This is a genomic window from Desulfobacter hydrogenophilus (genome assembly GCF_004319545.1).
GTDB lineage: Bacteria > Desulfobacterota > Desulfobacteria > Desulfobacterales > Desulfobacteraceae > Desulfobacter > Desulfobacter hydrogenophilus.
The window spans coordinates 666,439-693,426 of sequence record NZ_CP036313.1; the positions used below are offsets into that span (position 1 = coordinate 666,439).

The following is a 26,988-nucleotide window of genomic DNA, read 5'->3' on the forward strand; positions in this document are numbered from 1 at the left end:
GCAATTTTACTATGAACAATCATTTTAATACACGATTCTGGAACTACTAACGATGATACAAACGTCTCACAGGGTGATTCTAAAAAAGTGCAATACCGGAGGACATCACGTTAAGTTGCCCCGTTTTTTGAAAAAAGAGTTCAAACTTTCCCCTGAGAAAGTGGCATATATTCTTCAACATCCCCCTGCAGTCCTAGGGGATGTTAACAGAGAAGAAAATATGGAGGTTGCCCGTAAATATCTTTTCAATCTTGATGTGGAGTGCGAAGTAACGACGGTGATCAAGGACGAAAGGCTTCCCTTTGCCATTGATCCCAGGCAGTTGAAGTGGATCTCCAAAGAATTCAGCAAAACTTTGCGTGCCTGTGTGGAAACATCCCTCTTTTATGTGACGGTAGAACCAGGTGAAAAAGATTTCTTCTTGCCTTCCCTCCTGGGGAAACAAGAAAAAATTGAGAATATGTTCAGGTATAGTGATTCTGTTTTTGTGATTGATGACACCACCTTTATCCTGCTGGGTTTTGCTACGGATCGGGATTCTTGCAATGTTGTGTTTCAAAAAATCATATATTGCATGGAAAAATATATCCAGCAAGACATTTCGGTCCGTATCGGATTTGCAGTGATACCTGACGATGGAAAATCCTTTTATGACCTGATCGCGGTAGCCCAAAAAAATATGGTCTCCCATAAGGAAAGCATTAATGACGGTCAGAAGAAAAGAGAAACGATTTCACCCCAGAACAATTTCCCTCAGAAAAACAATGATTCCCTTTCGGACTCCCAGGAATTAACCATTTGTTTTAATAAAGCAAGAGGAGACTTTTACAATGAGCTTACAGCCTTGCCCCCTGATGTGTTATGGGGAGCGTTGAGTAAAATCCCCATATCTGATCAGAAAAATTTTTTTCTTCAACTTCCCCACGATTCCCATCTAACATCCTATCTGGCGAAAAAAATAAAGAGCCAATCCTCCCCGCGCGATGTCGTTACCGCAAAAAAAATCGTTCGCAGAATTATCAACCAGATGCAGCTTGCTAAAAATCTCAAAGGCCGGCAGGTGAACATGGAAAAAGTCATGTTCCGCCTGAACCAGGTGGACTCCATTTTTACCATGCCATCCATAGCGATGCAGGTGTACAGTTTGGCGTCCGATCCCAAATCAAATCTGGATGATATTGCCGAAAAAATACTGCTGGAGCCTTCATTAACTATAAAAATATTAAAAATTGTCAATTCACCCTTTTACGGGTTAAGCAATAAAATCAGCTCTATCAAAGATGCGGTTGTTCTACTGGGAACCGAGGAAGTGATAAACATGGCCTTTGGCCTCTCATTATCAAAATCGTTCCTGGATGCAGATCTCAAAGGCTTGATCAATCCGAAAGCCCTGTGGCGTCACTCCATGGAAACGGCCTTGATCGCAAGGTATCTTTGCCGGGATCTGCCCCAATTCAAAGATATGGGAATTTTTACTGCCGGACTCCTCCATGATCTTGGCAAGGTCTATCTGATCGAAAATTTCTCGGAGTTATATACAACAGTTCTGACGCGTTCGGAGGAAAGTGTTGTTTCCATCAGTGCCGTCGAACAGGAGATTCTGGGCATGGACCATGGCAAAATCGGAAAAAGCATTGGAGAAAACTGGAATCTACCTGATTCCCTTATTCATGCCGTGGCCTTTCACCATCAACCGTCGGCTGCCGGGGAGTATTCACTATTTGCCGCCATAATCGGCTTCTCGGATTATATTTCCAATATACTTGCCCTAAAAAAGAACACGGATACGAATGAAACGGCAACGCAGAAGGTGAAACAACAGTTTAAGGTGGATCACATGATCGCCATGAAAAAGTTATTTTCTAACTTTAATACCCAATTCATCGAGCGGTCTTTGGAAGATGTGCTCGAAATTCTCAAGGACAGTGCCCATTTGTTGGATATCGCCGGTTGAAACAACCAGCAAGGATAAGATCAAACGTGACATAGGAAAAAGCCATGAATAAAGATAAGAGAGCCCAAGAGCAGTTTGAGGAATTCAAAAAAAACTTCCTCTCCATTCAAAAAAAGTATGATGAAAAAATTAATGAGCTCTCCATTATCAAAGAGATGAACAACACCATGCAGCAGATTGATTTTATCGATCAGGATTTGATATGGATACGGCACTTGGAGTGTTTAAAAAAATATAAGGGCCTTGCCGCCGCTGCATTGTATTTCGCCCCGGACAATGAAATTAAAAAGGACCATTTCTTCCATACGAAGATAGGGGAGACGTTTAATCTGACGGCCATAAAACATCTCCCTTTTTTTAAATCACTTCTTGGGGAAAAAACAAACGTTCTCATCGCCAGCCTCAAAGATGTGGAAAAAGAATTATCCAAGCAGGATACAGCCTATACCCATCTGTTTTCCGATGAGGATTACGCCTTTTATGGTCAATCCATACGTTCCAAAGGCAAAGTCATTGCCATTCTCATGCTTTTCGGAAGAGATAACAGTATGTTTGAATCCTCCCACTTCCTTTTTTATAATGTGGTATGTGATCATCTGCACAACAGCATGGTTTTTTTACGGCTTTACTATGGTAAGTTGAACGAAGAGAAACAAATGATTCAGTTAAGCCGTTTTTTTTCGAAAAACGTTATTGGAGAAATATTCAAAAAGGGGAAATTAAGGCTTGGCGGAGAAAAAAAACTGGCTGCTGTTATTTTTGTTGATTTAAATGGATTTACAAGTTTTTCTGAAAATATGGAACCCGAAGAGGTGGTAATTCTGCTAAACCACTTCTTCTCCCGGATGATACCGCTAATTTTCAAGAACAAGGGAACCCTGGACAAACTGCTGGGAGACGGCATTCTGGCTGTGTTCGGAACCCCCCTGGAGGATCCGGACAGCTGTCTGAATGCCGTACGGACTGCCCTTGAAATGTTTTCAGTACTTCATGACCTGAACCGCGAGATCAAAAAGACCTTTAGACAACTGCAAATGAGCGTGGGTATCAATTACGGGGAACTTGTTGCAGGATTCATGGGATCTGAAGCGCATTTAAATTATACGGTGGTGGGGGATACCGTAAATATGGCCCAAAGAATTGAATCCCTTGCCGGATCCAATCAGATACTCGTCTCCAGTGCGGTGTGGAAACAAATTAAGCCCCATGTGGACTCCCTGGAGAACTTAAAGGGGGTGACCCGACTGGACCATGTGAAGTTGAAGGGAAAGGAGAAGAGGGTTTGTCTGTTCCAACTGGAGCCCCAATATTCGTAACCGCATGCATAAAGAAGGAGCCAACATGATTGTAGGAATACCCAAAGAGATAAAATCTGAGGAGAACCGTGTATGCATGACCCCGGCGGGGGTGGAGGTGATGGTTAAGAGCGGGCACGAAGTGCTGGTGGAAAAAAGCGCCGGAATAGGCAGCGACTTTAGCGACGACGCCTACGCCCGAGCCGGGGCGAAAATAGTCCATACGCCCAAACAAATATACGCTGACGCTGACATGGTCATGCACGTTAAAGAGCCTTTGCCGCCGGAGTACGACTTAATCCGGGAAGGACAGATTATTTTTACCTACCTGCACCTGGCGGCCGATGAGCCCCAGACACGGGCATTGATTAAAAGCAAGGCCGTATGCATCGCGTATGAAACCATCCAGAAGGCCGACGGCAGCCTGCCGCTATTGACCCCCATGAGCGAAGTCGCCGGACGCATGGCCATCCAGGAAGGCGCCAAATTTTTGGAGATGCCCCAGGGTGGCCACGGCATTCTTCTGGGCGGGGTGCCCGGGGTGGAACCGGCCACGGTGATGGTGATCGGCGGCGGCGTGGTCGGGACCAACGCGGCCAAAATGGCCTGCGGCCTGGGAGCCAAGGTCTACCTTTTGGATATGAACCTGAACCGATTGCGCTACTTAAGCGACGTGATGCCGGCCAACTGCTTCACCCTGATGTCTAACCCGGCAACGATTCGCAAGCTGATCAAAAAGGCCGATGTGGTAATCGGGGCTGTGCTGATTCCCGGAGCCAAGGCACCCAAGCTGGTGACCCGTGACATGCTCAAAACCATGAAGAACGGCTCGGTGCTGGTGGACGTGGCCATCGACCAAGGAGGCTGCTTTGAAACCTCCAAGGCCACCACCCACGGCAATCCCACCTTTATCATCGACGGCGTGGTGCACTACTGTGTGGCCAACATGCCTGGAGCTGTGGCCAAAACATCGACGCTGGCGTTGACCAATGCCACATTACCGTATGCGCTGCAAATCGCGAACCAGGGGTGGAAAAAGGCGATGCAGGACAACAAAGAGATCAAACTTGGTGCCAACATCATCGAAGGCAAGGTGACCTACAAGGCCGTGGCCGTAGCCTTCGGGCTGATCTATACACCCGTCGACAAATTGCTGAATTAAAAAAAAGCCGAGGCCCGAACACCTTTGCCTTTCTTGCCATTCACATTTGAATGGTGTATGACCTTTTGCCATGGAGACCAATAAAAAAGACCAGGCCCAGTCCCAGATGCTGGCCAACCGGGTAAAAAAAAGATTCAAGCACCTGTATAAGCGTTTTACAAAACAGAACCTGCAGGTTTTCCGGCTCTATGACTGGGATATCCCAGAGATCAGGGCTGTGGTGGACTGGTATGCAGGACATCTTGTGGTGGGAGAATATGCCAGAAAACAGTCCAAGCCGGAGTGGCTGCCCCTGATGGGCCAGGCTGTAGCCCTGGCCCTTGATGTTCCCCAGGAAAACCTGCATCTTAAAATCCGCAAAGCAGGCATAAAGGACGGGGCCCGGTACCAAAGGATTAATACAAAAAACAAAAAAATCCCCATGTGGGAGCGAGATCTTCAGTTTTTGGTCAACCCCAGCGACTATGTGGACACAGGTCTATTTTCCGACCACAGGAACACCCGGATGATGGTCAGGCAAATGGTCCAGGGTAAGGATTTTTTAAATCTGTATTGCTACACAGGCGCATTCACCTGCTATGCAGCAAAGGGCGGGGCAGTCTCCACCCTGTCCGTGGACCGGTCCGAAACCGCCATTGCCTGGGTCAAAGAAAATATGGCCCTAAATAAGTTGTCGGCGCCCTGCCACACCCAGGTCCGGATGGATACTTTTGATTTTTTGAAAAAAGCGGTTCGACTTAAACACAGATACGATCTGGCGGTGGTGGATCCACCCTCCTATTCCACCACGCGCATGGATAACAAGCACTTTGATATTGCCGGCGACTATCCATTTTTGCTCAACCAGGTATTCAAGCTCATGCGCCCGGGGAGCACGGTATTTTTTTCCACCAATCACCAAAATTTCTCCCTAGCTGAAAACAAGCTTGACGCCGATGATATTCAGGAAATCACCCGGGAGACGATCCCGGAGGATTATGTCTCCCCCCAAAAAAAGATCCACCGGTGCTGGCGAATCCATATAGACGGTGAAACTCCTGTTCGGACTTGATTTTATGATATAGACGCTAATGTTCCCCAATGGATCTTAATTCATGACCCGGACTTAAAAGGCCAGTCATATGGACGGTTTTATTTTGATTGTGAGCCTTCGTTCAGACACTCGCGAAACGTTACACAAACCCCTTTTCACTGATCAGCAGTAAAATCTGCTGAACCGCCTCATCCGGGGTCAGGTTGGAGGTGTCAATGGACAGCTCCGGGTTTGACGGTTCCTCATATGGGTCATCCACCCCGGTGAAGCCTTTGAGCAGCCCTGCCTTGGCTTTAGCATACATGCCTTTGCGGTCCCTTTTTTCGCACACGCTGATGGGGGTGGCCACATGGATTTCAAAAAATCCGCCATGGGCTTCGATGGATGTTCGTATTTTTGACCTTGTTCGCTCGTAAGGGGCAATGGGGGCGCAGATGGCGACACCTCTGTTCTTGGTGATCTCAGAGGCCACAAACCCAATTCGCCGGACATTGATATCACGATGCTCTTTGGAAAAATTAAGTTCCGAAGACAGATTGCGCCGAACGATATCACCGTCCAAAAGGGTTACGGGCCGGGTGCCCATTTCCATAAATTTTGAATACAGCACATTGGCAATGGTTGATTTCCCGGCTCCAGAAAGCCCTGTGAGGAAAACAGTCAATCCCTGGGTGGCAGGGGACGGATAGGAACGGCGCAATTCTTTGATCACCTCCGGAAAACTGGCCCATTCGGGTATATGCTTACCCCTTCGGACCCGTTCACGGATATGGTCATTGGTAAAAGACAGCGTTTCCTGGCCGTCCTTCACCTCGCTGACCAGCTTAAATTCATCTTCAAAGGGCAGATAGACCATCTCTTCAAAAAAAACCGGTTCAATACCGATCTCTTTGCCAGCCTCCTGGGCCAATTCCCTGACCTGGGGAGTATCGTAGAACGGATTTCCGAAGCTGTCCCGTCCCGGGGTTGCATGATTATGCCCGATGACAAAATGGGTGCACCCAAAATTTTTCCCGATGATCATGTGAAGCACCGCATCCCTGGGACCTGCCAGCCGAGCGGATAAAGGCAGCAGATTGAGCATAAAGGTGTCTGGAGGATAATGGGTTGCCACCTTTTGATAACATCGCATCCGGGTATAATGATCAAAATCTCCGGGTCTGGGGATGCCTGCGATAGGCAGCATCAACAAATTTGCCTTTGCCTTTTTCATGGCCTGGATGGTGAGCTCGAACTGGGGACGGTGAATGGGTTGCCGGGTTTGAAACCCCACAACCCGCTTCCATCCCAGCTTACAAAACTGTTGCCGCACCTCTGAAGGCGAGTTGCGGATCTGCTTAAAATCAGAATGAATCGGCAGATTCAATGCTTCAATACTGCCGCCGACATAGTATCTGTCGCGTCCGCCCTGAAGCCGAGCCACCTCATCATGGGTCATGTCTGTGGTGCCGTAAACAGCCATGGCCTCTTTTTCCCGGTCCGCCTGCCAGATATCCTCAATGGCCATGATACCTAAAGGAAATCCTTCAGGGTCACGAAGAACAGCCGACTGGCCGGCCTCAAATCGGTCTGAAAGATCCCGGGAAACATCAAGGCAGATGGGCACGGGCCAAATGTCACCCGAGGGTAAGCGCATGCGGTCCAGAACACTTTCATACGCCTCCTGGGTCATGAATCCTTTCAGCGGACTGAAGACACCTGTGGTTAACAGTTCAAAATCACAGATCTGACGCAGGTTCAGTGTAATATCCGGTAAAGAAGACAATAGTTGTTTGAGTGCGATATGACGATCCTGGTCCACCAGGAGATTGACAAGAGATGTGTCTTGGGACATGTAACTATCCTTTAAATAATAACCCGCTTTATTTTCTGTGAAAATACCGAATCACCCATCAGAATCTTTTATGATTGATTGCCGATCCTTAGCAAACTCATGTAGCTATAGAGCAAAATCAGTCAAACTGTCAAGATTAAGGTATTTGAACAAAAAGGTACCCATCTGGATCACAACAGGAAAGGCCGGGAAACCTGTCTGGTTTACCGGCCTTTATAAACATTAAGTCAATGGTTATTTCTATTTCATCAACACCTTATGGCTGTTGATCAGAGTGCCCACAACGTCAGGATCCGACAAGGTGGATAAATCACCAAGCTGATCATACTCATCCGTTGCAATCTTTCTTAAAATACGCCTCATGATCTTGCCGGACCGGGTTTTGGGCAAATCCGAGGCAAAATTGATGATATCCGGTGTGGCAATGGGCCCGATTTCAGTTCTCACATGTTTTTTCAGGTCAGCCATCAGTTCATCGGACGGAGATACACCCATATTCAGGGTAACAAACGCATAAATCCCCTGCCCTTTGATGTCATGGGGAAATCCGATGACTGCGGCCTCGGCCACATTAACATGACTGCCCAGGGCAGATTCCACTTCTGCTGTGCTCATGCGGTGTCCGGATACGTTGATAACGTCATCCACACGGCCTGTGATCCAAATATAACCATCCTCATCTCTGCGGCAGCCGTCTCCTGCAAAATAATATCCGTCAAACATCTGGAAATAGGTCATTTCAAACCGGTCATGGCTGTTATAAACCGTGCGCATCTGACCGGGCCAGGGTTCCTTGATTGCAAGGATTCCCTCGCAGGCCCCTGTCAACTCTTTTCCTTCTTCACTAAGCACCACAGGCTGCACAGAGAAAAACGGCAGGGTGGCGGAACCGGGCTTCTGGTCAATGGCATAGGGCAAAGCAGAAATCATGATGCCGCCGGTCTCTGTCTGCCACCAGGTATCTACAATGGGGCACTGCTCCTTTCCCACATATTTATGGTACCACTGCCACGCCTCGGGATTGATGGGCTCGCCCACGGATCCCAAAACCCTCAGAGATGAAAGGTCATATTGTTCCACCCATTTCTCGCCCTGGGCCATAAGCGACCGAATGGCAGTGGGGGCGGTATAAAACTGATTGACCTTCCATTTGTCAACAGTGGCCCAGAACCTGCCGGGGTCCGGATAGGAGGGTATGCCTTCAAATATAATGGATGTGGCACCCTGGGAAAGCGGGCCGTAAACAATATAGGAATGGCCCGTAACCCAGCCGATATCTGCCGTGCACCAGTAAACATCGCCTTCGTGGTAATCAAATACGTATTTAAAGGTGGTTCCGGTATACACCATATATCCGCCGACATTATGCTGAACCCCCTTGGGCGTACCTGTGGAGCCGGATGTATAAAGGATGAACAGCGGATCCTCGGCATCCATCCATTCCACGGGGCACTCAGCACTCTGGGCCTGGGCGGCCTCGTGCCACCAGACATCCCGATTCTCCACCATATTAACGTCAGAACCGGTTCGATTGACTACAAAACAGGTTCCGACACTGTGCCCTAAGTCTGCGCACATCTTAAGGGCTTTGTCAGCATTGCCCTTGAGGGGAATGGACTTGGCCCCACGCATTACACCATCCGATGTCACCAGAACCTTGCAAAGGGAATCCATGATTCTGTTAGCCAGGGCCTCGGAAGAAAAGCCCCCGAATACAATGGAATGGACGGCCCCGATTCTGGCACAAGCCATCATGGCTATGGCCAGTTCAGGGATCATCGGCAGGTATATGGCCACACGGTCACCCTTGCCCACACCGCTTTTTTTCAGGGCATTGGCAAATCGACACACTTTTTCATGGAGATCCCGGTAGGTGATCACCATATCCTCATCCGGACTGTTTCCTTCCCAGATCAAAGCGGCCTGGTCACCCCGGGTATCCAGATGACGATCCAGACAATTATATGTAATATTGGTCTTGGCATTTTTAAACCATTCAAGGAACACCGGCCCCTTGGACATACTGTAGTTAAAATCCCGGACCTTGTCCCATTTTTTTTCCCAGTAAAACGTTTCTGCAATTTCACCCCAGAACCCTTCAGGGTCTTCCACGGATTTTTTGTACATGGCCTTGTACTCGTCCATGGATTTAACCCAGGCATTTTCACGAAATTTATCCGGTGCATGAAAAATATTCTCGCTCATATTGAGGATCTCCTTTTCTTATAAATGTACCTTTAATTTATTTTTAACCATTTTATCATCAAATAAAGAGCAAACTTTGTACCGGAGACGAATTTTAAACATAACAACCTAATATTAAAAAGAATATTAAGATCAATAAACTCCATACAAGCAAAACCAATCTACAATAAAAGTTGTTGGCTTCTTCCAGATAAAACACGAATAAACTTTAAAAACAAGTAAGATAAACCATATCACAACTAATGTTGTAGATACAATTAAATTGTAGACGGGCTAACTTATTCCTCTCCGCGAAGTTTTTGAAGACGCTTACTGAGCGCCTGCTGGGAAATACCCAAAATCTTGGCTGCCGCAGACTGATTTCCCCCTGTATGGGCCATGGCTTTTTCCACCAGTTCATTAGCAGCTTGCTTCAAGGTCGGAAGTCCGGCATTTAAGGACATAGAGGCCCCTACCCCAGGATCGGCATGGGTAGAAACATTGAACAGATCAGAAGAAATGGCGCCGCCCTGGTATCTGGACATGGCATCGTAAACCATGGATTTCAACTCCCTGATATTTCCCTTAAACGGATATTCTTCCATGGTCTCAATAAGACTTTTCGGAATATCAGGCACAGGCTTGTCCAGTTCATCGGCAGTCTGGCAAATAAAACGGTCCAGAAGCAAAGGGATGTCTAAAAGGCGTTCCCGCAACGGCGGTATGGTCAGCGTATGTGTGGAAAGGCGGTAAATCAGATCCTTTCTGAATTTGCCCTGCTTTTCAAGTGCCCACAGATCCTGGTTGGTGGACGCAATAATCCGGGTATCCGAATGCCGGGTAATATCCGACCCTAATGCCAAATAATCTCCTTCCTGGAGCAGCCTGAGCAGCTTGACCTGGGAGGATAATGCCAGATCACCGATCTCATCGAGCATTAAAGTCCCCCCGGAAGCCTTCAAGATCAACCCCGGCCGGGCGTTCCTGGCGCTGGTAAACGCACCGGGCACATGGCCGAACAAAGTATCTGAAAATACATTATCATCCAGTCCCGCCACATTGACCTTAACTAATTTTCCCTTGCGGCCGCTTAAGTTGTGTATGCACTGGCCAATCAATTCCTTACCCACCCCTGTTTCCCCAAAAATCAGCACCGGCTGGGGAGACGGCGCTACAGCTTCCACATAATGGAAAATGGCATGCATTTGACTGTCCTGGGTAATGATAGCGCTGAAGGCTGCCGGTTTTTTTATCTGGGCAAATAATGCCTGGTGCATAGGCTTTGAAAGCTGCCCCGGAGCCTGCCCGCCATCAAGGGCCAACTTTACCGACTTGACCAGGCGATCCGCATCAACGGGTTTAAGGATATAATCCATGGCCCCGATCTTCATGCACTTAACAGCCGTATCCACCTCAACATTACCGGTAAGCACAATAACGGGTATTCTTGGCCAGGTTTTTCGGATACTTTTCAATAGGTGGTCGCCGCTGATATGAGGCATATTCAAATCCAGGAGGACCAGTCCGGGAATTCTACGTTCCATGGTCCTGATCACATCCCTTGAATCCTGTATGGCGGCAATGTTGTCAAAACCAACCATTCGCAGCTCCGTTTCTACCGCAGCAAGAATTTTTGGATCGTCGTCCACTAGGAATATGGGATTATCCGGATTTGGGGAATTCAAAACGCTTAATACCTCCTTCTTGCCATCCATTAAAAAATTTTCAAGTATGGGAAGAATGAATATAAAAATGGTTGTGACAAACAAGACAATGATCAGAACTCCGGAATAATAATTATTACCGGCACAACTTTATATCCCGGTGGTTTAAAACCAAAGTCAATCTTCCTGAATTTAAAGGGTTCGGCCACCCCATCTTTATCCTGAAAAAATAATCCAATGTCAACTGCTGTTCAAAAAACCCGACAAAAGTAGAACAAAAATGTCAATTTTTTCCCAATTTTTCCGATAATAACACTAAGGGGTTTCTAACAATAAATACAAACGCATCTCAAACACCCCGACAACTTTGAGTTTCAGCACTTTTTTAACGACTTCAAAACATAATGGTACGCAACTTGCTTTTTATAATTTTATGATTTGACACACAAATCAAGGATTTATTTAAAAAAAAGGATTTATTAAAATGGATAGCAACAAAAAAATATTTGAAGTAAAAAAGACATTCGGACTCAGCGTACTGCTCAAACTGACTCGTAAAACCATAGACGGGATAGAGATCAACGAAATGAATGGGATATACCGCTCTAATCTTGACTTAGACGAGATGAACCGTGCTGTTACCCGCACCATGGCTTCCCACAATATCCAGTTAAAAATCGGATAGTCTTTTACTGAACACCCCTTTGCCGGGGATGGCGTGTCTTCCCGGCAAAATGTGGGATTTATTTTTTCCGAGTCCCTTATGTGAAGAACACCGGCAAGGCCTGATGCTTTCCCGGTGTTTTTTTATCCCAAAAACACCATTATAACAGAATAGATACATTAATGTAGCAATGAACCATATTTGTAATTATTCTTCCCTGCTGATCTTATAATAAAAAGGTGGTATTCACCTTTATTTTACTTTATGACAGTCCATATTGATTTGGCCAAAGTGCATTCCTGGGCAGGTCTTTTAATAACAACAAAGGATCTTTATTGAACGTCAGATTCGTTCACACAACAAATTGGTTATATAAAAAATGATCAACATAGCAATGGTAGGATTAGGCGGTGCCATGGGCGCCATGTGCCGCTTTCTGGTGTATGAAGGGTATATCAATTTTGCAAAAAACACATCGCTTCCTTTAGGGACCATCACCGTCAATGTTTTAGGATGCTTTATCATAGGACTTTTAGGCGGCATTGCCGACACACGGCAAATCTTTCTCCCGGAGGTCCGACTGCTTATTTTTACCGGATTTTTAGGCGGATTCACTACGTTTTCCACCTTTGGATTTGAATCGTTTTTATATATGCGTAACGGACAGATCGGCCTGGCCGTTCTAAATGGACTTATCCAGTTAATCGCCGGACTGATTTTTGTCTGGGCCGGATTCGGGCTATCAAAAGCCTTCTAAAAGAGAATAATACTTTTTTGTAATTTTACAATACAAGGTCTTTGCAGATGGTTGCAATCTCAAATTCTTCATCCGTGGGAACAACCCAGACTTCAACGGTACTGTCATCAGTGGAGATACGGGCGGCTTTACCCCTTAAGCCGGCGTTAACCTCTTGATCCACTATAATGCCCAGATGCCCAAGCCCTTCCAGACATTTACCCCGAACTGCCGAGTCATTTTCCCCGATGCCGGCGGTAAAGGCAATGGCATCCAGACGACCAAGTACGGCATGGTAAGCCCCGATATATTTTTTAATACCGTGACACAGCATCTCAAAGGCAAGTCTTGCATTGTCGTCACCCGAGGCGATGGCTTTGTGAATATCCCGCATATCATTCATACCGCAAATACCGACAAGACCGCTTTCACGGTCAAGAATGGTCTGAATCTGTGCAGCACTTTTCCCGGTACAGAAGGTAAGATAAGCAGGCAGGGAAGGATCAATGTCACCGCAGCGGGTCCCCATGATCAGCCCGGAAGTGGGTGTCATACCCATGGAAGTTTCCCGACACACGCCGCCTTTGACAGCGGTGATGGAAGAACCATTCCCCAGGTGGCAAACAATATTGTTCAGCGCATTTAAAGGTTTTCCCATGAGACCGGCAAGCGTTTTGGTGACATAGGCGTGGGAGGCGCCATGGAATCCGTACCGCCTGACTTTATATTTAGTGTAATAAGCGGTAGGCAAGGCATACCGGTACACATAATCAGGGAGATTGCTTGCAAACAGCGTGTCAAACACGGCAACCGAAGGTACGCCGGGGAAATGCACCATGGCCGCTTCAATACCGGCCAGATTAGCCGGGTTATGCAAGGGCGCCAGCACAATGTTGTTCCGGATACCCTCAATGGCCTTGGCATCCACGATGCAATTTTCCTTGAAAATCTCACCGCCCTGGGCCACCCGATGCCCAATGGCTGCCAACTCTTCTGCGGATTTAACAAGCGGATCATCACCGGCCAGAAGTAAAGCGGCCACCTTTTCGATGGCCTTGGTGTGATTTTCAAAGCGTTCAGACATCTCGGTTTTTTCACCGGGTCCGGGGTCCGAATACAGGGTATGGACCAGGCTGCTCTGTGGACTGCCGATGCGCTCCACCAAACCCGCGCATATGACCTTAGGACCGGCCAAATCAAACAATTTATACTTCAGGGAGGAACTTCCTGAATTAATTACAAGTACTTTCATTTTTCCAACCTTGCTTAATGGAAGCGTTTAATGCGGACCAGAGCCTTAGAGCCTGCTGATTTTTGCTGACATTTTTGTAACTGCTAAACAGAGAAGCCAGCAAACAACATCAATTCCTCAGGGTGGCAATCAACCGCTTAGGATTTTCAAAAAAGGCAAATACATCCAAAACATGCCGGATCATCACATCGCTGGACATCAGTGCCGGCAAGGACATCCCCTCCTCCCCAAGCACGGCCACGCCCAACACGGCGTGTTTGAGCATCAAGGCATCATTAACCCCGTTGCCCACAGCCATGGTGGTGTCCGCGCCGATGTGATTGAGCACATCCAATTTTTTCTGATCCTGATCCTGGTTTGAAATCAGTACAATTTCTGCGTTCACGCCCTCAAGTTGTGCCTGAACCGAGCCAAAGGTGTCGGCTGTCACTACATGGAAATCAAGCCGGTGGGTGAGCCGGTTCATGGCTGCCCCTACTCCGTCAATAAGACAGCCATCCGCTGCGATGGTACCGTTGTAGTCAAACATCACATTCTGAATATTAACCGGGCCGGTGCCGGGAATATCAACGCGGATCATGCCGCCTCCTGACGAAATTTCATATTAACGCCCTGCAGGCGAGCTGTTAGTTGACAGATCATAACTTTTCCAGGCCCTTATAATCCGCACCAGGTAATAACATTTTCTAAGTCCTCCCGGGGACTGATTACCTTGTTTGCAGGAAAATCATCGTCAGGGTATCCAAGTGCAATGGCAACCAGTAAACGCTTATCATCTGGAATTTGGAGAATGTCTCTAATTGCGTCGGCATAGGTGATGCCCTGGTTCTGGATACAGGTACCAAGCCCTAAATCAACTGCAGCCAGACAGATAGTTTGAATAACCAGCCCGGCATCCAGATAGGCGCCTTCAATGGGACGTGATTTATCGCCGACAAGGATGATCGCTGCAGGCGCATCAAAATACCGGAATCCGCGTTCAATCCATTCAATTCGCTTGGCTTTATCTTCCCTTCCGATATCCATGATTTTAAACAGCCGTTTTCCGATATCTACCTGCCGGTCACGGTAAACAGTGCCTTTTTCCGGCTCAATCAGGGTATGTGCCATTTCTTCAGGGGGGTCTTCAGAACTGCGGAATCTTTCCACATTGGCACGTTTAAGCTGTTCCAACGTCTCACCGGTAACCACATAAAAATGCCACGGTTGTGCATTTTTTGTAGACGGGGCTCTGACGGAGATCGCCAGAATTTGATTTAAAACATCCTTGGGAACCGGTTTTTCTAAAAATCCGCGAATGCTTTTTCTTTCTTTAATGGTATCCTGTAATTCCATTACTTCTTCCTTGGCTAACGATTAGGTTTCCTGTATTAAACCTTATTGATAATGCCTGGCAGTTTAATGTTAACCGCAATAAATATTCAATACTTTTTATGCAAATTTTAATTTACGGCAAATTCTTGTTTACCCACAAAACAACTCTTTATCAAAAAGACTACCCAATGTATAAACTTTTATTATTATGATGAACACAAAACAGATCACCAATATACATGCAGCGGATCAGGACCCGGCCATTCATCACCTTAAGACCAGGGTATATTATGAAGACACAGATCACTCCGGCGTGGTTTACCATGCCAATTATCTGAAATTTTTTGAACGGGCCAGGGAAGACATATTCGGTGTTGAAACCCTGGTCCGAATGTGGAACGACAAAGGCATCGGCTTTGCCGTATACAAAGCGGACATCGGATACCATGACGGCGCACAATTCGGGGATCTTCTGGATATTCGGACCACCTGGGAAAAACAGGGGCCATACCGGGTGGTGTTTTTTCACAGCGCCTGGCGCCCGGGCCTGAGTAAGCCGGCAGTCACCTGCACCCTGGAACTGGTGTGTCTGGGGCCGGGCAAAAAACTTTTGCCCATTCCGGAATTTGATTTTCTGGATTAGATCGCCTGAATCAACCGAATTTTACAACTTTTTTACAACCATTTTACCCCGGTTTGACACATGACTTTTTTCAATGGGTTATCCTTGGACCGCAAGTAAAAACAACCGCTGATACTTGCGCTATAGGAATACATAAAAAACCAATACCTTACTAAAAGGAGAAAGCCATGACACCCAGGTTAACCAGAACAACAACAGTTGCCGCGATTTTGATTCTTTCCATTTTTATGGTCACCCAGTTGCCGGGGATATCCCTGGCCACGGGAGCCCTGGACCGTGTCACCTGCCGGGTGGAGACGGACAGGTCCGTACTGCCGGCGGATGATCCCCAGAACGTCATTTTAAAAATAACCCTGGATGCCCCCAAAGTTCCTGAAAATACGGCCCGCCCCCGGGTAAATATTGCCCTGGTGATGGACCGATCCGGCTCCATGGGCGGCACAAAAATTAAAATGGCCAAGGCTGCGGCCATGGAAGCCCTGTCCCGGCTCGGCACAGATGACGTATTTTCCCTTGTCACCTACGCCACGGATGTCACCACCCTGGTACCAGCCCGGAAAGTAAGAGAAACCGGCGCTATTATCAACGCCATCAAAGGGATTGAAGCCGGCGGCAACACCGCCCTTTTCGGCGGAGTGAGCCAGGGCGCCGCCCAAATCAGAAAACATGTTGAAGACGATTATATTCACCGGGTGGTGCTGCTGTCAGACGGTTTGGCCAATGTCGGGCCGAGAAACCCTGTAGACTTAGGACGTCTTGGGGCAGGACTGTTCAAGGAAAACATCTCGGTGACCACCGTAGGCGTGGGCATGGACTACAATGAAGATCTCATGGCCCAGCTGGCCCAGAAAAGCGACGGCAATACCTATTTTGCCGAGTCCGGAACGGACCTTCCCCGGATCTTTGCCGCGGAACTGGGAAATGTGCTCAATGTGGTTGCCAAACAGGTGGTTGTAACCATCACCTTACCGTCCGGTATTGAACCCGTGGGAATCATCGGCCGGGAAGGCCGGATACGGAATAATCGCATTGAACTATCCATGAACCAGCTGTATGGCGGACAGAAAAAATTCGCCCTGGTGGAAGTACGCATGAAAGGACAAAAAGAGGGTAGTTCTGTTGAAATTGCAAAGGCCGATGTCTCCTATCAGGATCCTTTTTCCATGGAAAGCCTGAACACCCAGGCAAAGGCCACAGCCCGCTTCAGCCGAAACAAAGCCAAGGTCGCTGCATCCACCAACGCCCAGGTGGTCAAGGATTACCAGCTAAACCTCAATGCCCTGGCCCAGGAAAAAGCCATCGAACTGTCTGATCAGGGAAAAACCAAAGAAGCGGCCCGGGAATTGAGACAGTCTGCAGCAGCATTGAAAGGCTATGCCGGCAAATACAATGACACACAAGCCCTTGAAGAAGCCCGGGAAGCTGAAGCCCAGGCCGATGTGCTGGAAACCCAAGGCATGAGTAAAAAAAGCAGAAAAGCGCTTCGAACCAAATCTTACCAAATGAAAAACCAGCAGATTCAAAAATAAGCCATTATGACCAGCCGACGCGCGATCATTATATTCTGGACCCTGCTTTTAGTACCTGCCCTGGTGCTGGCAGGGTCAGCCTTTCGCCAGCTCTCCTTTGAACAGGAACGGATACGCAGGGCCGGGATTACGGCCCTTGGGGACCAGGCACGGCTGGTGGCCCACAATCTTGACCAGGCCATGGCCACCCTCCAGACCAACTTGACCCGCTCCCTGCTGGATATAAATGTAAAGGACCTAAGCCCCCCGGCCCTTGGGGAACGCCTTTTAGCCTGGGAAAAAACCAATCCCCTGATACGCAATGTGTTCATTTTTCACCCCCGAGAAGGCCTGTTGTATCCCCGGTATTCCCGGGCAGCCACAGGCGAAGAAAGGCAGTTTATCAAGCGGTTTAACCCGCTGATGACCGGTGACATCTCCTTTGAGTTTAACCGCCCGGCTGACAGAGAGGATAACCCGGATTTCGCCAAAACGGCCCGGCCCGGAAGCCTCTATGCCCTGTCCAGACAATCTGTTCCTGCAATATCAGAAAAAAAAAATACAGCCCCAGGTACCGCCCCAAAAACCACTGGGACCCTGGGAAAATCCGGTTGGATTCCCTGGTTTAGCGATAACCAACTTTATGTACTGGGGTGGGTGCAGCCTGAACCGGAAGATATGATCTACGGTATTGAACTGGAGATGATGGTCCTTTTATCCCGACTGATGACGGATATCCCCGATAACAGTCATCCCGGCACGGCAATTGTGGTCATGGACGGCAACGGCGCCACCATTCACCACACAGGCCCCCTGGAGTTTGACCATGATCCCCGAACAAAAGATGCAGTTGCCAAAATGGATATATCCGGGCGTCTGCCCCACTGGTCTGTGTGCGTGTTCACGGATGACTCAGCCCTGTCGGAATCAGGCACCTTTTTGGTCATTGCCCTGATCCTTGTGGGCATCTTGGTCACAGCCATTGTCTCCGCAGGCGTTTTGATTACCCGGATGACCCTGGCACAAAGCAGGGATGCCCGGCAGAAAACCTCCTTTGTGGCAGCCGTATCCCATGAACTAAAGACCCCTTTGACCAGCATCCGGATGTATGCTGAACTGCTGTTGTCAAGGCGGGTATCAAATCCTGCAAAACAGCAGGCTTATCTTGAAGTGATGGTGGCAGAAAGCGAAAGACTTACCCGGCTGATCAACAATGTCCTGGATTTTGGAAAACTTGAGCAGGGCCAAAAAAAATACCGGATCAGTGAATTTGATATGGGAGACTTTCTGGTAGAATGCATTCGCACCAACCGAATCCGGTTGAAAAAGGCGGGATTTGAACTCATCACACAAATGCCGGATCAAGCGCTTCTGGTAAAAACGGATCGGGACGCCATGGCCCAGGCATTTCTTAACCTTATGGACAATGCCATCAAATATGCAGGATCAGGCAGATTCCTGAAAATTATTTTAGACAGGACATCCCATTATGTGCAGATAAAAATCCAGGATGACGGCCCAGGCATTGACCCAGGCCTTAGGGAAAAAATTTTTAATAAATTTTTCAGGGCAGACAATTCATTAACCACATCCAAGCCGGGATCAGGTCTGGGACTGAGCATCACCCGGCGCATGCTTCGCGATTTAGGCGGCGATATCGTCATGGACACCACACTTGCCCGGGGCGCAGGCTTTATAATAAGGATACCCATCCATGAATAAGACGACCATACTTGTGGCAGAGGACGACATCCACATCCGGATCGGTTTAATAGACACCCTGGAAAGCGAGGGTTATCAGGTCATTGGGGCGGACGACGGCAATGAAGCCCTGGACGCCTTTGACCGGGAAACCCCGGATCTTGTGCTTTTGGATGTAATGATGCCGGGTAAAAGCGGTTATGATGTGTGCCGGGCCATCCGGACAAAGGATGCCCTGGTGCCGGTGATTATGCTCACGGCCAAAGGCGAAGAGATCGACAAGGTGGTGGGCCTGAAACTGGGGGCGGACGACTACATCACCAAACCATTTGGGATTCATGAACTTCTGGCAAGAATTGATGCGGTGCTGCGCCGGGCCAAAAAATTCAAAAACCCCGCAGCAGAAGATAAAACCAAAGCCTCTTTTGCCTTTGCCGAATTCACGGTTGACCCCAAACGATTTAAGATTACAGGCCCCAACAAAAGTTTTGATTTATCAAAAAGGGAAATTGAACTGCTCAAACTTTTTGCCGCATATCCCGATGAAGTGCTGGATCGGGACACTATTTTAAGCCGTATCTGGGGCGTGGATTATGGGGGAACGACCCGGACCATTGATCAGCATATTGCAATTTTAAGAAAAAAAATTGAAAAAAATCCTGCAAGGCCCATAATCATTACAACCGTTCACGGTGCTGGATACAGGTTTGAATCCAATGAATAGCTACACGGTCTCTTTTTCCAGAATGTGCAGCCCAACGACTTTGTGCCCGGGATGCCGTCCTTGTTCAGGGTCTGAGATATGGCGAATTTCCACCCTGTACGTCTCCAAAGAAAGGTTGTTTCCCCCCCGGCGTAGGGTAATTGAAAATATTTGACCCTCGCGGATATAATCCAATACCTTAGAATCCTGTTTTGTAAGAATACCTAAGCCTGTGTAACTCCAGTCCCTTAAGGGAAACTGGTAGACAAGCACGGAATCCGGAAACGTAAATTCGACACTGGCACCGTCGGCAGCGGCTGTTCTCATCTGTGTACGAAGGTCTTCATTTTCTGAATAATTTGCTTTTTCCATAATAGGCCTGACTGTTTATATTAAATAAAAAGGAGCCTATATATTAAGCTATTTTACCTAATCAAATCAAGGAATTGTTACTCTGCACGGCAATTGTATGATTAACATATTTAATTTCTTATTAATTCTTGTAAAATATTGTAAAATATTCATTTTTTTTATAGATTTTTGCTTATATATCCAATTTTCCTATGGAAATATTGACATAAATATATTTCAATCTATATACTGAAAAAACAAAAAAATCCGTCAAGGAATACGTCAAATCCTGCGGAATTGATTTATGTACCAGTAGTATTTTAACAGCATCAAGGAGGTGTCCGTGAAAGACGAGCATATGTTACCTGAAACGCAACAAAAAGAATCAGGAGTTACCAGGCGGTGCTTTCTGAAAACCGTTGCCGGTGCCGCAGCCGGCATTGGTGTATCCCAAGTGGTGAACCCTGCACTGGTTAAAGCCCTTGAAAAAGGACTGAAACGGCATCCGGTTGTCTGGATTCAGGGACAGGGATGCACAGGCTGCTCGGTCAGCCTGCTAAACAGTGTTGATCCCAGCATTGCAGATGTGCTTTCAAAAGTCATCAGTCTGCAATACCATCCCACAGTGATGGCCAGTGAAGGTGAAACTGCCCTGGAGAACCTGTTTGGTATTGCCAAGGAATATGAGGGAAAATTTTCTCTTGTTGTGGAGGGCGCCATTCCTACGGCAGCAGAAGGCAAGTACTGTGTTGTTGGCGAGTATGAGCATAAAGAGTTCACCATGGTTGACCTGGTCAAAAAAGTGGCTCCCATGGCCGGTTCCTGTCTTGCTGTGGGCACCTGTGCCGCGTACGGCGGTATTCCGGCAGCACAGGGCAATGTCACCGGTGCCACCGGCTGCAGAGACTTTTTTGCAGATAACGGCATTCAAACCCCGATTGTCAATATCCCGGGCTGCCCGCCCCATCCGGACTGGATTGTCCTTTCAGTCGTACATCTGCTGGAAAAAGGCATTCCTGAATTGGATGACGAAGGACGCCCCATGCTCTTCTTTGGAGAAAATATCCATGAAAACTGCCCGAGGCTGGAGATGTATGAAGAGGACGAACTGTCCAAAACCTTGTCAGATCCCAAAGGCTGCCGTATGGACCTGGGCTGCAAGGGTCCTTCCACTTACGCGGACTGCTACAAGAGAAAATGGAACAGCGGCTTGAACTGGTGTGTGGATAACGCCGTCTGTATCGGTTGTGTTGAACCCGGTTTCCCGGATGAATCATCACCCTTTTATGAACCGGCATAATTCACCGGAACAGATTCACACAAGGAGAAATATTTATGTCAGGCATCAGACCAGCGACCGCACCAGCCGGAAGCACTAAAAAACTTAAAATCAGCATTGATCCGGTCACAAGGATCGAAGGCCACCTGAAAGCTGAGGTGGAGGTCAAAAACGGCGTTGTTGTGGACGCCCGCATGTCAGGCGGTATGTACCGCGGATTTGAACAGATTCTTGTGGGCCGCGACCCCAGGGATGCCGTACAGATCACCCAGAGAATCTGCGGGGTATGTCCCACAGCCCATGCCACAGCAGCATCCCTTGCCCTGGATGATGCATTTGGCGTAACGCTTACGGACAACGGACGCATCGCAAGAAATTTGATCCTGGGTGCCAACTTCATCCAGTCCCATATCCTGCATTTCTACCACCTGGCTGCCCTGGACTATGTAAATGGCCCGGACACGGCGCCTTTTATTCCCAGATATAAAAACAATGATATCCGGGTACCCAAGGATATCAATGACGCAGGCGTTGCCCAATACCTTGAAGCCCTTGAAATACGCAAAATCTGCCATGAAATGGTGGCGCTTCTGGGCGGCAAAATGCCCCATGTCCAGGGAATTGTCGTAGGCGGAACAACTCAAATTCCCACCAGGGAAGCCCTGAATGCCTATGCGGAACGGTTCAAAAAAGTCAAAAAATTTATCCTGGAAAAATATATTCCGCTGATCTACACCCTGGCAGAGCCCTACGGCGATCTACTCAAAACCGGTGTGGGCCATAAAAATCTGGTCTCCTGGGGCGTATTCCCCATAGACAGCAAAGGCAACACCTTGTTGAAACCCGGCGTTTACACAGACGGGAACGACTATAAAGTGGACCCGACCCAGATCAAAGAATATGTTAAATACTCCTGGTTTAAAGACGACACCACAGGCCTGAATCCCACCAAGGGCCAGACCCGGCCGGAACCGGGAAAAGCCGGTGCCTACTCCTTTATCAAGGCCCCCAGATACAACGACAAACCCCATGAAGGGGGCCCTTTGGCCAGAATGTGGACCACCAACCCGGAACTGTCCAAAACCGGTCAAAACGCCCTGGGCGTTAAAAAACTTCGTGATATCGGTGATGCCTGCTTCTCAATTTTGGGTCGCCATGTGGCAAGGGCTGAAGAGACCGCACTGGTTGCCGAGGCGGTTGAACAATGGCTTGCCCAAGCGACCCCGGGCAAAGAAACCTTTGTTCCGGCGGATATCCCCGAAAACGCTGAAGGTCTCGGCATGACAGAAGCCCCCAGGGGCGCGCTGCTCCACTATGTGGACATCAAAAACTCCGTGATATCCAATTACCAGATCACCTCTGCCACCATCTGGAACGCCAACCCCATGGATGACATGGGCCAAAGAGGCCCCATTGAAGAGGCCTTGATCGGCGTACCCGTACCGGATGTGGATAATCCGGTGAATGTCGGGCGACTGATACGCGCCTACGACCCCTGACTGGGCTGCGCCGTCCACGTGCTGGACGCAGATACCGGCAAGGAAATCAAAGTGGAAGTTCTCCTGTAATGGGAAACGCCCCTTTCTGATCAAACGACAAAAGCAATAGGGATGCGGATTACAGCCTCCCTATTATTTTATATTTATAATCGGAAATCCAACAATGAAAAAATTACTGGTGCTGGGTGTGGGAAATATCTTAATGCAGGACGAAGGCATCGGCGTCCACGCCATCAATGAATTCTGGAAGGAAAAAGAGGACTGGAAAAACGCAGATGTGGATTTCATCGACGGCGGCACCTTTACCCAGGACATCTTTTACCTGTTTGAAGCGTATGAGAATATTCTGGTACTGGATATTGTCCGGGCCAACCAGGCACCCGGCACCATTTTTTGTCTTGAAGAGGACCAGCTGAGAAAAGATAAAAAGCAGATGCTCTCTTTGCACGACATTGATCTTTTAGACTCCTTAGGCATGGCTGAAATGCGCGGCCACAGGCCCTATCTTAGGGTAGTGGGCATTGAACCAGCCACCATTGACTGGGGAACGGAACTCACCCCGCCTTTGGCAGCCGCCCTTCCCGATTATTTGAAAATTGTTCGAAAACACATAAATGAGATCCTCGGGTCATCCGCCACGGCCTGATATCGAAGCCCTTGTAAGCAATCAATCATTGATGGCGTCGTAAAAAGTCTCTGCCTATCGCGTTACGATGCCTGACCGTCAATCAAGATGAAATAATAAAGTTGATCTGTACAGTTACCATGGAAAATGATAGTAAAGAGGAAAAATCGGCAGTAAGCCGAATCCAAATTTCTTGATTTTCTAGGGTATTTTATAATGGACAAGATACTGAGTCTCCCCAGTGATTCTGATATTGAAAAGGTCCTGAAAAAAGAGGGCAAGGAACTGCCGGGGTTTGCCCAAGTCATGGCTAAAATGCTCACCGTATGCAATGACCCGAAGGCCTCCATTGAGGATGTCGCCAAACTGGTTGCAACAGACCCGGGTATTACCGCAAAGGTGCTGGGCATCGTAAACTCTTCTTTTTTCAGTCTAAGATCCAGGGTCTCGGCCATTTCAGAAGCTGTGCTGTTCCTGGGAATTGATGAGATTAAAAAAATTTGCCTTGGTGTAACTTTTTTTGAAAAAATGGTTAAATCCGGCCAAAAAAAACAATTTGACCGGACGTTTTTCTGGCGTCACTGTCTGTGTGTGGCAAGTCTCAGTCAGGCCATCGCAAAGGAGATAGGGTATCCCAGCCCTGAGGATGCTTATACCGCAGGCCTGCTCCATGATTTTGGGAAAATTGTTTTGGACCGGTCCGGCCGGGTGAATTATGCTGATTTTTGCAAAAATGCCATCAACTGCACCGGCCCTTTGGTTGAAGCAGAAAGGGATATCCTAGGGATCGGGCACGATGACCTGGGGGCTTATTACGGAAATCGTTGGGGATTTTCCCAAAAGCTTTGCCTAACCATACAATACCATCACCGCCGTTTTAGCCATCTGGATCTTTGCAAGGAAGATATGCAGTTCATTTGTATTGTCTGCCTGGCTGATTTTCTGGCCTGGACCCAAGGCATGGGCTCTGTGGATGTAATTTGTCCCTTAGCACTTCAGCCCGAGATCGAAAAAAGGATTCAGCTGGACCGCATAAACTTTGAAGCCGTGATCCAAAAAATGGATGAAGAGATTGAAAATACGGCCGAGTTTTATGAATTCGAATTTCCTTCTTCAAATCAGTACCGGGCGAGCCTGCTCAAAGCAAATTTAAAATTAAGCACCATCAACTCGGGCTCTTTCTCTTCCAAAGAAAAAGAAATCCATGAAAAAAAACGATCTGTAACGGCAAGCATCACCGCGCCCCACAGCAGCCTGGAGCCCCAAATAATATTATCCGCGACCTTAAAAGCCATTTGTCAGGATTTTGGTTTTGACCGGGTTTACATATTAAGGGCATCCCCTCCCCTGCGTCGCCTTCAAGTTGTCAAGTGCCTTAAACAGGACCGGTTTTCAGACCAATTGGCATCTCATTATATTTCCATGGATAACGTGGATAACGGTTTCCTCCAATGCCTGAGAAATAAAGCGCCGGTTGTTATAAACGGCGCCCTGCCGGGCGAAAACGAGGTGCTGGAAAGATTTTCAATCTCCCAGATGCTTGTTGTTCCTTTTTGCAGCCATGATAAAGTAATCGGACTTCTGGGAATGGATCATGTCGAATCCGGTAAAAAAATTGAACCTGGCCTGTTTTCATCCATTGCAATCGTGGCCAATGAGCTTGGGCTTGCGTTGGAAAATGCCTCGGCCTATAAAAAGGCGAAGTCTGCATCTATGCATGACGGGATGACCGGGCTGCTGAACAGGATGGCTGTTGATGAGCTATTAAAAAAAGCCTTTTTAAAAGCGGTCAAAGAAAATATTGCCCTTTGTGTTGCGATGATCGATGTGGATCATTTTAAAAAATTTAATGACATGTTCGGGCACCAGGAAGGAGACAACGTCCTCAAACTGATCGCAAAAACCTTAAAGAAAATGTCGCGTCCCACGGATCATGTCGGCCGGTACGGTGGGGAGGAGTTTATCGTTGTCCTGAATGATACAGGCCCTGCCAAAGCTGTTGTGTATGCCGAACGAATTCGAAAGGAAATCGAACATCTGGGCCATTTGCTTTCTGATCGTTTCCAAGGACTTGGCCTGACCGTGAGTATCGGCATCAGCAAGTTTGAAAATGATATAAAAAGCCATGACACCCTGGTGTCAAAGGCGGATAAGGCCCTTTACAAAGCAAAGGAAACTGGGCGAAACCGGGTGGTTTCAGGATGAGGCCGGAGAATTGCGGCCAGAACAGCCTGCCAGAGGGGGCCGGAATGCCTTTTTCCTCAAAAGCCTTTAAGGCCCCAGATGGGCAAAGCCCCTGGCATCACGGCCCATGCGGTAAATCTTTTATTTAAATAATTGAATATTTCGCCGTTTCGTTTAAAGTAAAATTTCGCAAAAAATCAAGAATAGCAAACTCACTATCAATTATTTCAAAAGTATGGGGGAATAAATGTCTGCTATCTTTTTTAAAAATATGAAAATCAGTTATAAATTATGGGGATTAACCGGAATTTCCCTTTTATCCCTTCTGATAGCAGCAACCATTGAAGAAAAAAAATAAAATTGTATAATCAAATCATCCCAAGTGCTTACAATGAATTAGAAAACTATTTTAGTGAAATTATCAGTCTTGAAATAGCGTTAGAACATAAACAGCATCAAGCAAAAGAAATCTATCAGAATGAAACCCATCCTGCTTTGACATCTATCATGTCATTGCTTTCTCAAGTCAAAGACCATATTTCCAAGCATGAACACATGCTGGAAGAAAAGATGACTCATGAGGCGTCCATAGCCATCTCGGCGATTGTTTACATTTCTTTGATCGCAATTGTGTTCGGTATTGCGATATCATTTATACTGATTCGCTTGATAACACGCCCATTAATTAAAACAGAGAATTTTACCAATAAATTGGCCAAAGGCGATTTTTCCCAAACATTGGACATCGACCAGACAGATGAAATCGGAAATATGGTAAAATCCATCAATGAAATGGCTGTCTCCTTAAAAAGCGCACTGAAAGAAATTTCTGACGGCGCGAACTCATTGGATGAGTCTGCAACTTCGCTGTCTGATATATCAACCCAAATGACATCAAATTCAAAAGAGACTGAAGATCGTTCTCACAATGTAGCATCTGCTGCAGAAGAAATGGCAAAAACCATGAATAGTGTAGCTGCCGCTTCCGAACAGGCAACAGTGAATATACAAAACATTGCTTCGGCGATAGAAGAAATGTCTGCGACAATTAATGAAATTTCAACCAATACGTCAAAGGGAAATCAAACCACGGCCGAAGCCGTTGAAAAATCAAAATTCGTTTCTGATAAAATGAACGTCTTAAATCAAGCGGCATTAGGTATTCAAGAGGTAAATGACAATGTGAACCAGATTTCAGGCGTTGCCGGTGAAGTAACACAGGATATCCAGCAAGTAAACCAATCGGCAGCGGAGGTGAGTTCAGGAAGCCTACAGGTACACAATAGTGCCGTAGAGTTGTCTAATTTATCAACGCAATTGAATGAATTAACCGACGAGTTTAAATTTGATTAATTTGATTCAAAAATACTTTTATATGAAAGTCTGTGTAACCTCCACAGCGC

General features: G+C 47.3%; 22 protein-coding genes. 15 read left to right on the plus strand and 7 right to left on the minus strand.

Translation table 11 applies throughout. The features are described 5' to 3' along the window. The first annotated feature begins 115 nt into the window (after positions 1-115). The 4 genes from EYB58_RS02890 to EYB58_RS02905 all read left to right on the plus strand — a co-directional run bounded on the left by EYB58_RS02890 (position 116) and on the right by EYB58_RS02905 (position 5,462). Complete coding sequence (locus EYB58_RS02890) at positions 116-1,954, plus strand: HDOD domain-containing protein (protein WP_163354377.1); 1,839 nt, start codon at positions 116-118, stop codon at positions 1,952-1,954. Positions 1,955-1,998: 44 nt separating this feature from the next. Beyond that, positions 1,999-3,270, plus strand: coding sequence for an adenylate/guanylate cyclase domain-containing protein (locus EYB58_RS02895; protein WP_111955288.1), 1,272 nt, complete (start codon positions 1,999-2,001; stop codon positions 3,268-3,270). 25 nt (positions 3,271-3,295) lie between these two features. Next, a complete protein-coding gene (ald, locus tag EYB58_RS02900) occupies positions 3,296-4,411 on the plus strand; it encodes an alanine dehydrogenase (RefSeq protein ID WP_111955286.1) in 1,116 nt (371 codons plus the stop codon). A 70-nt stretch (positions 4,412-4,481) separates the two neighbouring features. Further along, positions 4,482-5,462, plus strand: coding sequence for a class I SAM-dependent methyltransferase (locus EYB58_RS02905; protein ID WP_111955284.1), 981 nt, complete (start codon positions 4,482-4,484; stop codon positions 5,460-5,462). Positions 5,463-5,583: 121 nt separating this feature from the next. Here the strand turns inward: EYB58_RS02905 and EYB58_RS02910 are convergent, their stop codons facing one another. The 3 genes from EYB58_RS02910 to EYB58_RS02920 form a co-directional block, all read right to left on the minus strand. Further along, positions 5,584-7,278 (minus strand): bifunctional sulfate adenylyltransferase/adenylylsulfate kinase, encoded by a 1,695-nt coding sequence (locus EYB58_RS02910; RefSeq protein WP_111955282.1) that lies wholly within the window; start codon positions 7,276-7,278, stop codon positions 5,584-5,586. Between the two features lie 240 nt (positions 7,279-7,518). Beyond that, on the minus strand, positions 7,519-9,483 hold the full coding sequence (gene acs, locus EYB58_RS02915; protein ID WP_111955280.1) for an acetate--CoA ligase: 1,965 nt from the start codon (positions 9,481-9,483) through the stop codon (positions 7,519-7,521). Between the two features lie 278 nt (positions 9,484-9,761). Then, positions 9,762-11,147, minus strand: a complete 1,386-nt coding sequence (locus tag EYB58_RS02920; protein WP_111955326.1) for a sigma-54-dependent transcriptional regulator — start codon at positions 11,145-11,147, stop codon at positions 9,762-9,764. A gap of 463 nt (positions 11,148-11,610) precedes the next feature. Here EYB58_RS02920 and EYB58_RS02925 point away from each other — a divergent pair, with 463 nt between their 5' ends. After that, positions 11,611-11,811, plus strand: coding sequence for a hypothetical protein (locus EYB58_RS02925; protein ID WP_111955278.1), 201 nt, complete (start codon positions 11,611-11,613; stop codon positions 11,809-11,811). A 358-nt stretch (positions 11,812-12,169) separates the two neighbouring features. Then, on the plus strand, positions 12,170-12,547 hold the full coding sequence (gene crcB, locus EYB58_RS02930) for a fluoride efflux transporter CrcB (RefSeq protein WP_111955276.1): 378 nt from the start codon (positions 12,170-12,172) through the stop codon (positions 12,545-12,547). Positions 12,548-12,572: 25 nt separating this feature from the next. Here crcB and EYB58_RS02935 read toward each other — a convergent pair whose 3' ends face one another. From EYB58_RS02935 to EYB58_RS02945, 3 genes are all read right to left on the minus strand, one after another. Next, positions 12,573-13,778 carry an acetate/propionate family kinase gene (locus EYB58_RS02935; protein WP_111955274.1) on the minus strand — a complete coding sequence of 402 codons (1,206 nt, stop codon included), beginning with the start codon at positions 13,776-13,778 and terminating at the stop codon, positions 12,573-12,575. A 109-nt stretch (positions 13,779-13,887) separates the two neighbouring features. Next, the gene (locus tag EYB58_RS02940) at positions 13,888-14,358 is read right to left on the minus strand and encodes an HAD family hydrolase (protein ID WP_111955272.1); all 471 of its coding nucleotides are present in this window, start codon (positions 14,356-14,358) and stop codon (positions 13,888-13,890) included. A gap of 77 nt (positions 14,359-14,435) precedes the next feature. Then, entirely contained in the window at positions 14,436-15,113 is a 678-nt protein-coding gene (locus EYB58_RS02945) for a nitroreductase (protein WP_111955270.1), read from the minus strand. Positions 15,114-15,300: 187 nt separating this feature from the next. Here EYB58_RS02945 and EYB58_RS02950 point away from each other — a divergent pair, with 187 nt between their 5' ends. The 4 genes from EYB58_RS02950 to EYB58_RS02965 all read left to right on the plus strand — a co-directional run bounded on the left by EYB58_RS02950 (position 15,301) and on the right by EYB58_RS02965 (position 19,668). Beyond that, entirely contained in the window at positions 15,301-15,735 is a 435-nt protein-coding gene (locus EYB58_RS02950) for a YbgC/FadM family acyl-CoA thioesterase (RefSeq protein ID WP_111955268.1), read from the plus strand. A 167-nt stretch (positions 15,736-15,902) separates the two neighbouring features. Continuing rightward, positions 15,903-17,264: a vWA domain-containing protein gene (locus tag EYB58_RS02955; RefSeq protein WP_111955266.1), complete on the plus strand. Its 1,362-nt coding sequence runs from the start codon at positions 15,903-15,905 to the stop codon at positions 17,262-17,264. 6 nt (positions 17,265-17,270) lie between these two features. Continuing rightward, a complete protein-coding gene (locus EYB58_RS02960) occupies positions 17,271-18,965 on the plus strand; it encodes a sensor histidine kinase (RefSeq protein ID WP_111955264.1) in 1,695 nt (564 codons plus the stop codon). Further along, positions 18,958-19,668, plus strand: a complete 711-nt coding sequence (locus EYB58_RS02965; protein WP_111955262.1) for a response regulator transcription factor — start codon at positions 18,958-18,960, stop codon at positions 19,666-19,668. Before EYB58_RS02960 ends, EYB58_RS02965 begins: the two co-directional genes overlap by 8 nt. Here EYB58_RS02965 and EYB58_RS02970 read toward each other — a convergent pair whose 3' ends face one another. Continuing rightward, positions 19,669-20,019, minus strand: coding sequence for a hypothetical protein (locus EYB58_RS02970; protein WP_111955260.1), 351 nt, complete (start codon positions 20,017-20,019; stop codon positions 19,669-19,671). 322 nt (positions 20,020-20,341) lie between these two features. On the opposite strand from EYB58_RS02970, the gene hysB reads away from it, so the two are divergent. From hysB to EYB58_RS02995, 5 genes are all read left to right on the plus strand, one after another. Further along, a complete protein-coding gene (gene hysB, locus EYB58_RS02975) occupies positions 20,342-21,298 on the plus strand; it encodes a NiFeSe hydrogenase small subunit (RefSeq protein WP_111955258.1) in 957 nt (318 codons plus the stop codon). Positions 21,299-21,333: 35 nt separating this feature from the next. Further along, positions 21,334-22,776, plus strand: a complete 1,443-nt coding sequence (hysA, locus tag EYB58_RS02980) for a NiFeSe hydrogenase large subunit HysA (protein WP_165477747.1) — start codon at positions 21,334-21,336, stop codon at positions 22,774-22,776. A 163-nt stretch (positions 22,777-22,939) separates the two neighbouring features. After that, positions 22,940-23,422: a NiFeSe hydrogenase maturation protease gene (gene hysD / locus EYB58_RS02985; RefSeq protein ID WP_111955254.1), complete on the plus strand. Its 483-nt coding sequence runs from the start codon at positions 22,940-22,942 to the stop codon at positions 23,420-23,422. Positions 23,423-23,617: 195 nt separating this feature from the next. Next, the gene (locus EYB58_RS02990) at positions 23,618-25,606 is read left to right on the plus strand and encodes an HDOD domain-containing protein (RefSeq protein WP_111955252.1); all 1,989 of its coding nucleotides are present in this window, start codon (positions 23,618-23,620) and stop codon (positions 25,604-25,606) included. Between the two features lie 339 nt (positions 25,607-25,945). After that, positions 25,946-26,938 (plus strand): HAMP domain-containing protein, encoded by a 993-nt coding sequence (locus tag EYB58_RS02995; RefSeq protein WP_111955250.1) that lies wholly within the window; start codon positions 25,946-25,948, stop codon positions 26,936-26,938. The last annotated feature ends 50 nt before the right edge of the window (positions 26,939-26,988 follow it).

Bases quoted from the DNA above. Each gene is read 5' to 3' on its own strand.
- acs (WP_111955280.1), bottom strand. From the start codon at position 9,483: ATGAGCGAGAATATTTTTCATGCACCGGATAAATTTCGTGAAAATGCC.
- EYB58_RS02940 (WP_111955272.1), bottom strand. From the start codon at position 14,358: ATGATCCGCGTTGATATTCCCGGCACCGGCCCGGTTAATATTCAGAAT.
- EYB58_RS02990 (WP_111955252.1), top strand. From the start codon at position 23,618: ATGGACAAGATACTGAGTCTCCCCAGTGATTCTGATATTGAAAAGGTC.
- hysA (WP_165477747.1), top strand. From the start codon at position 21,334: ATGTCAGGCATCAGACCAGCGACCGCACCAGCCGGAAGCACTAAAAAA.
- EYB58_RS02970 (WP_111955260.1), bottom strand. From the start codon at position 20,019: ATGGAAAAAGCAAATTATTCAGAAAATGAAGACCTTCGTACACAGATG.
- ald (WP_111955286.1), top strand. From the start codon at position 3,296: ATGATTGTAGGAATACCCAAAGAGATAAAATCTGAGGAGAACCGTGTA.
- hysD (WP_111955254.1), top strand. From the start codon at position 22,940: ATGAAAAAATTACTGGTGCTGGGTGTGGGAAATATCTTAATGCAGGAC.
- EYB58_RS02935 (WP_111955274.1), bottom strand. From the start codon at position 13,778: ATGAAAGTACTTGTAATTAATTCAGGAAGTTCCTCCCTGAAGTATAAA.
- EYB58_RS02910 (WP_111955282.1), bottom strand. From the start codon at position 7,278: ATGTCCCAAGACACATCTCTTGTCAATCTCCTGGTGGACCAGGATCGT.
- EYB58_RS02965 (WP_111955262.1), top strand. From the start codon at position 18,958: ATGAATAAGACGACCATACTTGTGGCAGAGGACGACATCCACATCCGG.
- EYB58_RS02905 (WP_111955284.1), top strand. From the start codon at position 4,482: ATGGAGACCAATAAAAAAGACCAGGCCCAGTCCCAGATGCTGGCCAAC.
- EYB58_RS02950 (WP_111955268.1), top strand. From the start codon at position 15,301: ATGATGAACACAAAACAGATCACCAATATACATGCAGCGGATCAGGAC.
- crcB (WP_111955276.1), top strand. From the start codon at position 12,170: ATGATCAACATAGCAATGGTAGGATTAGGCGGTGCCATGGGCGCCATG.
- EYB58_RS02925 (WP_111955278.1), top strand. From the start codon at position 11,611: ATGGATAGCAACAAAAAAATATTTGAAGTAAAAAAGACATTCGGACTC.
- EYB58_RS02955 (WP_111955266.1), top strand. From the start codon at position 15,903: ATGACACCCAGGTTAACCAGAACAACAACAGTTGCCGCGATTTTGATT.
- EYB58_RS02895 (WP_111955288.1), top strand. From the start codon at position 1,999: ATGAATAAAGATAAGAGAGCCCAAGAGCAGTTTGAGGAATTCAAAAAA.
- EYB58_RS02960 (WP_111955264.1), top strand. From the start codon at position 17,271: ATGACCAGCCGACGCGCGATCATTATATTCTGGACCCTGCTTTTAGTA.
- EYB58_RS02945 (WP_111955270.1), bottom strand. From the start codon at position 15,113: ATGGAATTACAGGATACCATTAAAGAAAGAAAAAGCATTCGCGGATTT.